The following is a 12,824-nucleotide window of genomic DNA, read 5'->3' on the forward strand; positions in this document are numbered from 1 at the left end:
AAGCATTAAAGCCAAACTCATTTTCAGAGTTTGGCTTCTTGAGAAACAAATCGTTTACTTGTTATAGATTAACCTATAGTAACATCAAAGATCATCATGAAGGCAAAGCCGATATAATTAACTTAATGATGCTTAGTCTTTGTTTCCATTTCTTACGATACTGGAACAACTTCTTCTGCAATAACAAATATCATCGCACCAGTTGCAAAACTTAAAGCAAAGGGTAGTAGAGGTTCTATAAAAATAACAGTTGCTTTTACCAACATAGCTCCAATAGGTTCAACCACACCCTAAAACTTACCATATAAGAAACTCTTTATTCTTGAATAGCCATCATTTTCTTAAGGGAAGGGAAACTGCCACACCTTCAGGCCCTATGACAATTGCTAGAGCACTTGCAGCTGTTAATTAAGCAGTGGGAAAACCAGAAGCAACTTGCACAAAAGGCAACACCTATAGTGAGGTTCTCTGGTATATTGTGTAAACAAGTAATGTACTTTGTTTTTTTGTCGTAGGACGAATTCCCTCTACTTCGCTTATTGGAAAATTGGAGTGTACGTGTGGGAGAATCTTTTCAAAACCCCATAAGAAAAGTTTGAATAATATAAAACCATTCTATTAAAGCCTGTAAATGGATCAGGACTTGCAAGGTATTTAACATTTTTCCCCTCCAAATAAAAATAATTAATATGAATTTATAAAGTACATATTTTCTTTACATTTCTCTGCTTATACTTTTATTAGCAAATCATAATAAATATGGAAAATGGTTAAATCTATAGTAGAAAGATGTAGGAGAAGATGTATTTTCAAAAACACACAGGTGATAAGTTCGGATGTATTAGAAAGGAAGCTTATTTTTGAATAAAAAAATCTATTTTAATCTCTTTGTCGTTAGTTTTATCATTATGGGGCTTGAGATGACTGCTACTCGTTTTATTGCACCTTCTTTTGGAAATACGGTTTATACATGGGGAATTATCATTTCAATTTTCCTTGTAGGGTCTTCAATTGGCTATACTTTTGGTGGTTTTATTGCGGATTTAAAATCAATAAAAAAAATCATGAATTACCTTTATATTTTTGGAATTTTAACTATTGCTCTTATCCCAATTATTAAGAGTACTATATTTCCTTATTTAGAGTCACTTTCTAATGAATTAGGAACAACATTTGGTGTAATTGCGTTATATTTCATTCCTAATTTGATATTCAGTAGTATTGTAACGGTGTTAATGAAAGAAGGTTTAGAAAGCAGAGTAAATGGAAAACTCATTGGAAATCTTCATACATCATCAGCAATGGGAAGTGTATTAGGTACTTTGGTGACCACCTTTTTCTTTATACCATTAACACATATTAATTCAGTAATTGGTATATTTTCTTTCCTGATATTTATAGCCTTTCTTTTTTATAATGAAGAAAAAGGTAAACCTCAACAATTTGTGTTAATAGTAATATCAATTATTTCAGTTATATTACCTTTTATTTCCACTAAATCGCAGTTATCTGAGGAATTATACCAAACAACAAGTTTATACCATGAGATTTACGTATACGAAACAGATTACTATAATGGTCAATCTGGTGATTTCCGCTACCTTACATTCGGGAATGAGACAACCATACAAGGTATGATGGATATGAATACTCCTAGCAAATTGATTTTAGATTATGCGAGAAGTATATGGGAAATTTCCGATACCTTTGCAAATGATAGTGAAAGCGTATTTATTATAGGACATGGCATAGGAACTCTGACATCGCAATATGAGAAGGAGAATAAGGAAGTAAAAGTTGCAGAGATAGATAAGGGAGTTTTGGAGGTCAGTCGCAATTATTTTAATTATAAAGGTAACAGTGTAGAAATTGGAGATGGAAGGAACATACTAAAAAAACAAAAAAATGAGTTTGATGTAATTATTTTAGATGCATATAACAATACAGATAAAATTCCATTTCATTTAACTTCAAAGGAATTTTTCACACTAACAAATGAAAAGTTGAAGGACGATGGGGTGTTAATTATCAATTCTATAGGGAATCCAAAAGGTGATACCTTCATTCCATCTTTAAAGACAACAGTAAATAGTGTATATCCATTTGTGTATATCTTTGCACTGGAGCAAAAAGTTGGGGTGCAAAATCTGACTATCGTCGGAAGTAAGGAACCACTCGACGACAATAAAATAACTGGACAGTCTACCCTAGAAGTAGATGATGGAGAATTGATTTTTGACGGAAATACAAAGATATATAATCTCAATTGATCTGATCTTCATTCGTAGCTATTATTACTCATCTGAAAAATTAATATGATTGAAAATTAAAAACTAAGGGGTGATTAAATTTGAATATACTAGCTATTCTAATAGTAGTTTCTTTATGTTTTTATCTTTACTTTAAAATGAAAACTTATAGAAGTAAATCATCTGTTCAACAAAAAAGAAGTAGTGTTAAAGCGAAAGTATCACTTGGATTGTTTGTAGGATTTTACGGCTTAAATCAGTTATTTCTAAACCTCTCAACTATAGGCATAATTGTTGGACTAATCTTTTGTATTGTTGGTACCGTAAGTACAATTCTAGCTATTAGACAATATAAACTAATTCACTCTCTAGATATAGAGAGTGAAAAAGATTTTACGATTTAGTTTTATTTTAGTTTTTTTGTATTGTTGTGCTGAAAAAATGCTTAGGTAATCGGAAGAATATATCGATTTATCATTCTAATTATGAGAGCACATTTGAAACTTAGTCTATTTATGTTCTGCCCCTCGTAGATGTCAATATACATTAAAATATAATAATTTTGAACTTGTTTTATGAGAGGTGTCTCAAAAAAGTGAAGATTGTAAATACTTGGAGCAAAATAAAATCATTTAGGAAAAACAACTCTTATCAAGTAGTATGTAAAGAAAATGAAAAAAGAGTTATTACAGGTTCTCTGATTACATTAGATGACTTAGATATAACTGATGAAATTATCATAACAGTTTTGGATTTAAAAATAGATTACAAACAAAGGCGAATTTATATAAAAAACAAATTATTAGAACTAACACCTAAAGAATTTGATCTTCTACTGTTGTTAGCTTTAAATCGTAGAATTGTTTTTACTCGCGAGATGTTAACTGATCACATATTCAGCATTCATGAACACCTTGACATCAGAATAGTTGACGACCAAGTTAAAACACTATGCAAAAAATTACGAAGCTACCATATATCTTTTAATCCAATAAGAAAAGTATGGAGAAAAGGCTTTAAATTTCCGTACTGAACTAAATAAGAAAGGTAAATAACGTTCATTTTGTATTTCTAATTTAATATTAGAATCTCATAATCGTAATTAGGTACTAGTGGAAAAAATACTTGAATCTGAACCTATTAATTCTCGCTACTTGACTTTATATGACTTTCCAATTAGAGGAAGTTTCACCTTTTATGTTTGCTCTTATCTATTTGATCAGGAAGAACATGATAAATCTCTAGCAAGTTATTACTCCACAGATACGCGCATATACTTTAATGAAACAACAATAACTTGGGTGATTGTTACATTTGTTGTTTCATAATAAATATGTCCTTTTTTGAACAGGCTACAAAGGAAAAAGTAAGACTATCATATGAAATGGGGCAGAACGGAAGCATTATGGAACAAAAATCAAACAGGATAGACGGGATAGCGTATACCCTGTTTGATTTTTTGAAATCCATACAGCACCCTAACATTTGATCTTGATTAGCTAGCCATACTTCTACAAGTATCGGCACATCTTCTGCAAGCTTCTGCACATTTCTTGCAATGTTCATGGTGACTACTATGCTTTTCACATTCTATTGCACATGCTTCACAAATGTCAGCACAAAGTTGACAAATCTGAGAAGAAAACTGACTTCCACGAGACATGGCAGATGAGGCGTAACTACAAATGTCAGCGCACTCTCGAGTAAGTCGGATGCATTCCGCTACCATTTTGACATCCTCTTCTTTTAAACATGCATCAAAACAATGATTACATTCTGTTAAACAAGCAAGACATTCTTCAATACACTCTTTAAATTGTTCATGCATTTTCAGACTCCTCCTTTTTATGATACAATCATATCGTACCCCAGTTAAGTATATCTAAACATTTAATATATAAAAACTTATAAGAAAAGAAGGTGATACTTGAATGAACAACTCTGAAGAAATAAAGGTTACCCACAGATCAACAAAAGAAAAATATCAGTTAATAACCCGATTAAAACGGATAGAAGGTCAAGTACGCGGTATTCAAAATATGATTGAAAATGAACGATATTGTATGGATATACTCACGCAAATTTCTGCTATCAATGCAGCTATGAATAAAGTAGGTCTTCACTTATTGGAAAAGCATACACAACATTGTGTATCCGATGCGATAAGGGATGGAGATGGAGAAGAAGCGATTCAAGAATTAATGGAAGTGTTTAAACGCTTTTCTAAGTCCCAATAGCTAATACCAGTAACAAATACTGGTATTATATTTTCATATGTCGTCATACCCATCGATGGTATGGTAAATTTATTTATGTAATAACAAGCCGTTATTTTAGAAGGTTGTCCCAAAGATTTTATCAAGGTTACAGACAGTCCATTCGAAGGTGACCCTCTAAAATACGAGTAAACAGACCTTTGGATTAAAGAATATTTTTTCAATCAATATATAAGTAGATTAGAAGAATTAGAAGGAGTGAAACTTGTATGATCCAAAAAGAAAAAAAGGTGAAACTGGCTGTTAACGGTGGAATATCTTTCGGTGCAAAACTAAATGCCAAACAATTGGTTGTCATTGCTGAGTACATGAATGATGGTGACGAACTGGAGTTAACAACATTCCAACAGCTATATATTGAAGTGCCTGAAAGTAAATTGGAATTAGTAAAAGAAAAATTTAAAGAAGCTGGACTATCCTGTTATCCGGTTGGAGGTTTCGTAAAGAGCTTGCGAACCTGTAACTTTTGCAAAGGGGAAGAAGAGGAAGGAATGCCAGTGGCAAAAGAGTTGAATCGTCGTATAGCAGGAAAATCCGTACCTTTTACCCTAAAGGTTGCTTACACAGGTTGCCCCATTGGTTGTGGGGAACCCATGTTAAGTGATATAGGGATCATGAAAATGAAAGATCATTATAATTTATATGTTGGAGGAAAAGCAAAAGGGAAAGATGCTGAGGTGGGTTCCTTGTTGATGGAAAATCTAACACCAGAAGAATTATACGATACAGTAGAAAAAATAATTGCTGTATATTCGCAAATGGGTAAGAAACGGGAAACATTCTATAAATTCTTAAAACGGATAGGAGAGATCAATTTACAAGATCAATTTACAAGTTAATTCTTAAAAATAAATCCGAATATTGTTTGAGGTTGATTAAATGTAAACACCTTCACATGGCGCTTGCACAAGCTCTTACACTAAGCGCTGGAAAGCTATCGTTTTGTTGTGCGTTGCGGGTTTCTTTTTTAAATCTTTAATAAATGGAGAGCATAATAAAAGAATAAAATGCCCTTTACATAGGGTGGGGGGTATTGTATAATAAATTTGTAGAAGGAAATTTAAATGTCATCCGAAGTAAATAAGGACTCACTTCTTCAGAGGAGTCATTCTCTCTCCATTAATTGAACGAAAAAGCCATCATTTCGAAAAATTGAACAAAATCTTGTATCCCGATTAAATCGGATAGAAGGCCAAGTTCAGGCATAAAAGTATTAATTGAGAAAGATACTTATTGTGATGATGTCCTTACACTGATTTCTGTCACTTAAGCAGCAATAAATAGTGTTGCAAAAATTTTACTCGAAGGTCACTTTTGAAAGAATGTGTAGTAGAACTTATTCAAGAAGGTGATCTAGAAGTTTTAGATGAAGTGCTTATTATCTTTCAAAAATTAATGAAAAAGTAAAAGGAGACGATAGTTATGGAAAAAGTAACATTAAGTGTACAAGGAATGTCTTGTGGTCATTGTGTAAAATCAATAGAAGGTAGCGTAGGAGAGCTAAAGGGTGTGTCGAAAGTAGAAGTACATCTTGAAAAAGGAACTGTAGATGTAGAGTTTAATGGTCAGGAAGTAAAATTAGAGAAAATTAAAGAAACAATCGATGATCAAGGTTATGATGTAAATTAATTTCAATGTGGAGCGAACGTGTTATTACCGTACGCTCTCTCTTTTACATTTTTATATACCTATAGTGGGTATGCTGGAGGCGACAGTGTAAAGGAACAATTAATAGGATAAAATTTTAACGTTCAGTTAATCTAAAAATGTTGTTTGTTATATTTAACAAAATAATTTAAATCCCAGACATGCCGTTAGATTGAAGGAGTGAAAAAGCATGGGAGTAGATACAAACATAAAGGTTCAGCATAAAATTAACACTGATGAAAGTGTTTCATTGGGCATAACAGGAATGACATGTGCAGCATGTGCCACTAGAATCGAAAAAAATATCTCAAAAGTACCTGGAGTGCACAAAGCGAATGTTAATCTTGCAACAGAAAAAGCGGCAGTTACATTTAACTCTACCGAGGCTACAGTGGAAGACATAATTGAAAAGGTCAAAAAAACCGGGTATGGAGTACAAGAAGAAAAGGTGAAGTTAAATATTATTGGTATGACATGTGCAGCTTGTGCAACTCGAATTGAAAAAGGACTAAATAAAGTAAATGGAGTAACGAATGCTACTGTTAATCTAGCGACGGAAAAAGCGAGTGTAGAGTACATTCCTGGGAGTACTAATGTTGAAAAATTGATTGAGTCAGTAAAAAAAGCTGGTTATGATGCTAAATTAATTGGTGAAGCTGACGGTGATTATGAACGGAGTGCTCGTGAAAAATCGTATAAAACTCAAAGAAACAAATTTATTGTTGGTGCCTTAATATCAATACCATTTTTAATTATGATGATATCGGATTTTGCGATGGAATACGGTAATGGTGGATTTTATCACATGAATCCTTGGATTCAATTTTTACTTGCCACGATCGTCCAGTTCTATGTAGGTGGACATTATTTCCGCGATGCATATAATGCTGTTCGTGGTGGTAGTGCAAACATGGCTGTGCTTGTAGTACTGGGTACATCTGCGGCCTATTTATACAGTTTTGTCGTTACCGTTATGGGAACAGGTCAATTCCTATACTATGAGGCGGCTGTGATAGTTATGACGTTGATTGTATTAGGTAAATTACTAGAAATAAGGGCAAAGGGACAAACTTCAGAAGCAATAAAGAAATTGATGGGGCTACAGGCCAAAACGGCTCGCGTTATCCGTAATGACGTGGAAATCGATATACCGCTTGAAGATGTTGAAACAGGTGATGTCATTTTCGTACGTGCGGGCGAGAAAATCCCAGTTGACGGACTTATTATTGAAGGAAGCACATCGGTTGATGAATCCATGCTCACAGGGGAGAGTATGCCGGTTGGCAAAAAAGTGGGAGATAGTGTCATTGGGGCAACTGTAAATAAACATGGTTCATTCAAATTTAAAGCAACAAAGGTTGGTAAGGATACAGCTTTATCACAAATCATCAAACTAGTAGAAGAAGCGCAAGGGTCAAAGGCTCCAATTCAACAAGTGGCAGATAAAATTTCCGGAGTTTTCGTACCGATTGTCATTCTGATTGCATTGGCGACGTTTGGGCTTACTTACTTCCTTGTTGGATTTACACCAGGGCTTGTAAGTGCAATCGCAGTACTAGTCATTGCATGCCCATGTGCGTTGGGGCTGGCTACACCAACAGCGGTTATGGTGGGTACTGGTAAGGGTGCTGAAAATGGGCTACTAATTAAAGGGGCAGAACATCTTCAAAATTCTCAACGTGTAACAACGGTTATCCTAGACAAAACGGGTACGATAACAAAAGGCGAACCTAATGTAACAGATATAGTCAATTATGGGGATTTTTCTAATGATCAGATCCTACAAATTGCAGCCTCAGCGGAGAAAGGGTCGGAACATCCACTAGGGGAAGCCATTGTAAACGGGGCAAAAGAAAAAGGTCTGCAGCTTCAGGATGCTCATGATTTTAATGCCATACCAGGACATGGGATTCAGGTTGAAATCAACGATCAATTAGTTTTAATTGGAAATAAAAAGCTTATGGTTAAAAATAATATTGAGATTAACGATGCTTTAACTGATATGGAAAAGCTCGAAAGCGAAGGAAAAACAGCTATGCTTATGGCTATTGAAGGAAGTTTAGCTGCGATTATCGCCGTAGCAGATACTGTTAAAGAAACTTCAGCTAAAGCTATTAATGCCTTAAAGGAATTAGGAATTGAGGTCATTATGATTACTGGTGATAATCAACTCACAGCAGAAGCAATCGCCAAGCAAGTTGGTGTAGACCGAGTGTTTGCGGAAGTTCTGCCAGAGGACAAATCTGCTGAGGTCGAAAAACTGAAGCAAGAAGGAAAAGTTGTGGCTATGGTTGGTGACGGAATTAATGATGCCCCTGCACTTGCTGCTGCAGATGTTGGTATTGCAATTGGAACGGGAACTGACGTTGCGATGGAAGCTGCTGATATCACTTTAATGCGCGGCGATTTAATGGGAATTGTGGACACAATTCGCCTTTCAAAATCAACGATGCGAAAAATTCGCCAAAATCTTTTCTGGGCATTTGCTTACAATATCGTGCTTATTCCGGTTGCGGCACTGGGTCTGTTAAATCCAATCCTAGCCGGTGGTGCTATGGCTTTCAGTTCTGTATCCGTTATAGGTAATACGTTATTCTTAAGAAAATGGAAACCTATAAGATAAATAAGAACATGTTGGAATGTTTAATAAAACGACTTATTAAGTAACAAGAAACGGATCCCTGAGCAATGGTAGGGATCCGTTTTTTATGCTTTCAAATTCACAAATGAATTGACAAAATAATTGAAAATATTGGAAATATTTCAGTAAAAAATAATTTCTTCAATAATTCTCCACATTTTTATTGGAAAATATATTATAATCATAGTTTTTTATTTTAAATAATAAAAGATGGCTGGTCTGTAGGAAAATATTTATTGAATATTATTGGGGGAAGTTATGTTAGTTTTCTTAAAATCAATTTTCATATTAATTTTTGTTGTAATAGTTTTAAGTACATACTCAAATAAAACATTATTCAAGCTTCAAGTAAGCCAAGAAATAAAAAAAACAGATATCGAAAAAAGTTATCAACGAATAGAGCCAATTCCAGCTGAAAAAATAGAAGACGATCTCATTATAGAAGCTGAGTTCTTTAATGTAATAGCTAATGGAGACAATAACCGAGTAATTCAAAACCCTTCCAATATTCTCGTGATGGTCAATAAAGAATATTCGTTACCTGAAAATTATAAACCATTAAATCTAGTATCACCTAATATCACGTTTTCATTTTCAGAAAGGGAGATAGAAAAACGATATTTAAGAGGAGAAGCTGCTACGGCTTTAGAAGCTCTATTTAAACGTGCAAAAAATGAGGGTGTGGAATTAATTGCTATTTCTGGATATAGATCTTTTTCAAGACAACAAAGTATATTTAATAGGGAAAAAATCGAGAATGGAGAAGCTGTTGCAAGACAAGTAGTTGCTTTTCCAGGACAAAGCGAGCATCAAACTGGATTAGCAATTGATGTGTCTAGTAAAAGTTCAAATTTTGAATTGTCGGAAAGGTTTGGTGAAACAAAGGAAGGAAAATGGCTTAAAGAGAATGCACATAAAGATGGATTTATTATTAGATATCCAAAAAAAGGAATCTATTACAGGATATATGTATGAGCCTTGGCATTTGCGGTATGTTGGAAAGGAATATGCTAATACAATCTATAAGCTCAATCTAACGTTAGAGGAATTCTTTAAAAAGGTTAGAAAAATCTAATAGAATTGAAGGAAGATTTTGTTCATAAACGATATTGGCTATTTAAACTTGAGGTAGAGATTTGGAATAGAGGTGGATTAATTTATAGATAATATCAAATATGGAGTAACCAATATAACAATTATTACAGTTTTCTTTAAAAAATTAAAAATTACCATTACTCCATAATATCTTCACAATTTTTGCTCAAAATGGGGAGAAATTGAAAAGTAAGGAGTAAACATCTTGAATATACAGAAACTTCTAGTTGGTATCGACATAAAAAAACAAACCTATGATCTAGTAAAGGGTTTAACCGTAAAAGGAATCACTGATAATTCTAAAAAAGTAAAAGAAGGTTATTTATTTGTTGCTATCAAAGGTTCAAACTTTGATGGTCATAATGGTATAGATGAAGCAATAGAAAATGGTGCAATTGGAGTAATTGGGGAATATGACATAAATGATCTCAAGAAACCATACATAAAAGTAAATAACAGCAGAAAAGTTCTCGGTATTATTGGGAAAAATTTTTAGGGATCCATCAAAAAATAAAGTGGTTATTGGCGTAACTGGAACTAATGGGAAAACGACGGTCAGCCATTTATTAAAATTTTTATTAGAACAACACGGTATGTCCTGTGGTTTAATAGGTACAATAAAAAATACCATTAATGGAGTTGATACTGCATCTATTAATACTACTCCAAGTTCACTAGTAATGAATGAATTACTCTCTAATAGTAATGATGATGTTGTCATATTGGAGGTGTCCTCCCATGGGTTAACCCAGTATAGATTAGAAGGGGTAGAATTTGATTATTGTAATTCACTAATTTAACTCAAGATCACTTAGATTATCACGGTTCTATGGATAATTATTTCTCAGCAAAGAAAATGCTGTTTGAAAAAATGAAAAAAAATGGATTAGCTATCATAAATATTGACGACAGTTGGGGTGAAAAGTTAGAGGAGATTCTATTAAGCAAAGGGTTAAATGTATATTCTGTTGGACAATCATCTCAAGCATGTTTAAGAATAGCTAAAATCAATTCAAATACGAACCCTGACATTAAAGTAAAGGGGAAGTTTGGAGAATTTGATGTTTCCTTTTCAATGGAAGGTACCCATAATCTTTATAATGCTGTTATTGCTTTTGCAACTGTGAGTCAATTTAATTTCAAGGTAGAAGACACGCTTGAAGCGATTTCGAACTTTCCTGGTGTACCCGGGAGATTTGAGAAAATAAAATATAGAAATGGTTCTACAGTAGTAATAGACTATGCACATACAGCTGATGCTATTTTCTTCTGTTTAAAAACAGCCAAAGAACTTGGCGCAAAGAAAGTAACCCATGTTTTTGGATTTTAGAGGGAATAGAGATGAAAAGAAGAGAAATGAAATGCTCAGGATTTCCTCTGAAATGAGCGATATGTATATATTAACACATGATGATTTAAATACGATCCAATATGAGGAGATGTGTCAAACATTAAATGAATTAAATAAGCAATTTGGGAATGAAAAGGATCTTATTGTAAATGATCGAACATTGGCTATTAAACATGCACTAGAGTCTAGTTCTGAAAATGAGTGGGTTGTCATTACTGGCAAAGGGCATGAAAGTTATCAACAAGATTATATCACTTCTACTACTTGTGATAGAGAAACTGTGATACATTTCAATTCATATGAATAATTTACAAGGGCAAATGTGTGCCTTTCTACAAATTCGATTGTTTAATTTAAAATGGTATTGGGTAAATATTTGTTTGATATGAAGTAACTAGCTATAAAATAAAAACATAAAAAAATTAATTAGTATTTAATTTCTTTACGTAGTATAAGGGGGATAGTAACACATTATGGTTAATGATGTGGTTAGTTTTTTAGACGCCTTTAATAGAAGAATGTATTTTTACCAAAATTAATATAAGGAGGAAATTTTTTAGATGAAAAAATCATTGATCTTATCTTTATTAGTTGTCTTTTTCTTAGTATTAGGTGCATGTTCTACCGATAATGGGAAAGAAACTGGAGAAGAAATAGAAATTGAAAGCCCGGAAAGTACTGAAGAAGAAAACATGGAAGGTACTGAAAGTGCTGAAGAAGAAAGCATGGAAGGTATGGATCATAGTGAGATGGATATGAGTAGCTCAGGCGATGTTCCTGTAGGATTGCAAGAAGCAGAAAATCCAACTTACGAAGTAGGTAGTAAAGCTATTATTGAAGCTGATCATATGGAAGGTATGAAGGGTGCCGAAGCAACTATAGTAGGTGCATACGATACTACGGTATATACTATTTCATATACTCCAACTACTGGAGGAGAACGAGTAGAGAATCATAAATGGGTTATTCATGAGGAGATTAAAGACGCAGGTGAAGATCCATTTAAACCGGGAAGCGAAGTTATAATAGAGGCAAGCCATATGGAAGGTATGGAAGGAGCAACTGCTGAAATTGATTCAGCAGAAGTTATGACTGTGTATATGATTGATTTTACTCCAACCAATGGTGGAGAGGAAGTCAAGAACCATAAATGGGTAACAGAAAGTGAACTGTCTCCAGTAAAATAAATTCAATATATTTAAACAAAAAGAGTAACCTACAGGTTGCTCTTTTTTAATGGATTAAACCTTGAAATATAAATGTAATATTTTTATGGCACATCTTGTCGGAATATGGTGTTATGATAACTAAAGTTTAAAATGGAGCCTATTTAAGAGCATATATAAGAAACATCCTAATTAATATTCGGAGGTATTTCAGTGTGAGAAATAATATTTTGATGATTGGAATTTCTATAATAATAGGGACAAGCGCCACTTTTTTGCCCTTAAAAAATATCGCTTCTGCGAATTCAGATATAGAAGAAAAAAATCAGAAATACAAAATAAGCGCTCAAGCGTCAATTCAAGTATTCAAAACAAAAAAAGTGAAATAGCTGAATTAGA

General features: G+C 33.5%; 17 protein-coding genes and 1 pseudogene. 16 read left to right on the top strand and 2 right to left on the bottom strand.

The annotated features are described in order from the left end of the window. Positions 1 to 152: 152 nt before the first annotated feature. Positions 153 to 287, bottom strand: a complete 135-nt coding sequence (locus AC0L8O_RS28110; RefSeq protein ID WP_473449917.1) for a hypothetical protein — start codon at positions 285 to 287, stop codon at positions 153 to 155. A gap of 573 nt (positions 288 to 860) precedes the next feature. Between AC0L8O_RS28110 and AC0L8O_RS28115 the strand changes: the two genes are divergently transcribed. From AC0L8O_RS28115 to AC0L8O_RS28125, 3 genes are all read left to right on the top strand, one after another. Then, complete coding sequence (locus AC0L8O_RS28115) at positions 861 to 2,270, top strand: fused MFS/spermidine synthase (protein ID WP_473449919.1); 1,410 nt, start codon at positions 861 to 863, stop codon at positions 2,268 to 2,270. 80 nt (positions 2,271 to 2,350) lie between these two features. Further along, positions 2,351 to 2,653, top strand: coding sequence for a YtpI family protein (locus AC0L8O_RS28120; protein ID WP_473449921.1), 303 nt, complete (start codon positions 2,351 to 2,353; stop codon positions 2,651 to 2,653). Positions 2,654 to 2,844: 191 nt separating this feature from the next. Then, positions 2,845 to 3,282, top strand: a complete 438-nt coding sequence (locus tag AC0L8O_RS28125) for a winged helix-turn-helix domain-containing protein (RefSeq protein WP_473449923.1) — start codon at positions 2,845 to 2,847, stop codon at positions 3,280 to 3,282. Positions 3,283 to 3,744: 462 nt separating this feature from the next. Here AC0L8O_RS28125 and AC0L8O_RS28130 read toward each other — a convergent pair whose 3' ends face one another. Beyond that, positions 3,745 to 4,077 carry a four-helix bundle copper-binding protein gene (locus AC0L8O_RS28130; RefSeq protein WP_473449925.1) on the bottom strand — a complete coding sequence of 111 codons (333 nt, stop codon included), beginning with the start codon at positions 4,075 to 4,077 and terminating at the stop codon, positions 3,745 to 3,747. 103 nt (positions 4,078 to 4,180) lie between these two features. On the opposite strand from AC0L8O_RS28130, the gene AC0L8O_RS28135 reads away from it, so the two are divergent. The 13 genes and pseudogenes from AC0L8O_RS28135 to AC0L8O_RS28195 all read left to right on the top strand — a co-directional run bounded on the left by AC0L8O_RS28135 (position 4,181) and on the right by AC0L8O_RS28195 (position 12,814). Beyond that, a complete protein-coding gene (locus AC0L8O_RS28135; RefSeq protein WP_473449927.1) occupies positions 4,181 to 4,486 on the top strand; it encodes a metal-sensing transcriptional repressor in 306 nt (101 codons plus the stop codon). Between the two features lie 248 nt (positions 4,487 to 4,734). Further along, positions 4,735 to 5,364, top strand: a complete 630-nt coding sequence (locus tag AC0L8O_RS28140) for a nitrite reductase (RefSeq protein WP_473449929.1) — start codon at positions 4,735 to 4,737, stop codon at positions 5,362 to 5,364. A gap of 241 nt (positions 5,365 to 5,605) precedes the next feature. Next, positions 5,606 to 5,932, top strand: a pseudogene (locus tag AC0L8O_RS28145) (metal-sensitive transcriptional regulator). A gap of 15 nt (positions 5,933 to 5,947) precedes the next feature. Then, positions 5,948 to 6,154 carry a copper chaperone CopZ gene (copZ, locus tag AC0L8O_RS28150; protein WP_473449930.1) on the top strand — a complete coding sequence of 69 codons (207 nt, stop codon included), beginning with the start codon at positions 5,948 to 5,950 and terminating at the stop codon, positions 6,152 to 6,154. 208 nt (positions 6,155 to 6,362) lie between these two features. Continuing rightward, entirely contained in the window at positions 6,363 to 8,795 is a 2,433-nt protein-coding gene (locus AC0L8O_RS28155; RefSeq protein ID WP_473449932.1) for a heavy metal translocating P-type ATPase, read from the top strand. A 276-nt stretch (positions 8,796 to 9,071) separates the two neighbouring features. Continuing rightward, a complete protein-coding gene (locus tag AC0L8O_RS28160; RefSeq protein ID WP_473449934.1) occupies positions 9,072 to 9,788 on the top strand; it encodes a M15 family metallopeptidase in 717 nt (238 codons plus the stop codon). After that, the gene (locus AC0L8O_RS28165; RefSeq protein ID WP_473449935.1) at positions 9,733 to 9,888 is read left to right on the top strand and encodes a D-alanyl-D-alanine carboxypeptidase family protein; all 156 of its coding nucleotides are present in this window, start codon (positions 9,733 to 9,735) and stop codon (positions 9,886 to 9,888) included. The genes AC0L8O_RS28160 and AC0L8O_RS28165 overlap by 56 nt, the downstream gene beginning before the upstream one ends. A gap of 225 nt (positions 9,889 to 10,113) precedes the next feature. Further along, positions 10,114 to 10,404: a Mur ligase domain-containing protein gene (locus tag AC0L8O_RS28170; RefSeq protein ID WP_473449937.1), complete on the top strand. Its 291-nt coding sequence runs from the start codon at positions 10,114 to 10,116 to the stop codon at positions 10,402 to 10,404. Between the two features lie 19 nt (positions 10,405 to 10,423). Next, on the top strand, positions 10,424 to 10,708 hold the full coding sequence (locus AC0L8O_RS28175) for a Mur ligase family protein (protein ID WP_473450021.1): 285 nt from the start codon (positions 10,424 to 10,426) through the stop codon (positions 10,706 to 10,708). A 29-nt stretch (positions 10,709 to 10,737) separates the two neighbouring features. Beyond that, the gene (locus tag AC0L8O_RS28180; RefSeq protein ID WP_368659637.1) at positions 10,738 to 11,238 is read left to right on the top strand and encodes a Mur ligase family protein; all 501 of its coding nucleotides are present in this window, start codon (positions 10,738 to 10,740) and stop codon (positions 11,236 to 11,238) included. 52 nt (positions 11,239 to 11,290) lie between these two features. Beyond that, complete coding sequence (locus AC0L8O_RS28185) at positions 11,291 to 11,566, top strand: hypothetical protein (protein ID WP_368659638.1); 276 nt, start codon at positions 11,291 to 11,293, stop codon at positions 11,564 to 11,566. A gap of 253 nt (positions 11,567 to 11,819) precedes the next feature. Continuing rightward, the gene (locus tag AC0L8O_RS28190) at positions 11,820 to 12,446 is read left to right on the top strand and encodes a DUF1541 domain-containing protein (RefSeq protein WP_368659639.1); all 627 of its coding nucleotides are present in this window, start codon (positions 11,820 to 11,822) and stop codon (positions 12,444 to 12,446) included. 194 nt (positions 12,447 to 12,640) lie between these two features. Beyond that, a complete protein-coding gene (locus AC0L8O_RS28195) occupies positions 12,641 to 12,814 on the top strand; it encodes a hypothetical protein (RefSeq protein ID WP_473449940.1) in 174 nt (57 codons plus the stop codon). Positions 12,815 to 12,824: the final 10 nt, after the last annotated feature.

The sequence above is a fragment of the Metabacillus sp. KJ11-3 genome (assembly GCF_055808295.1).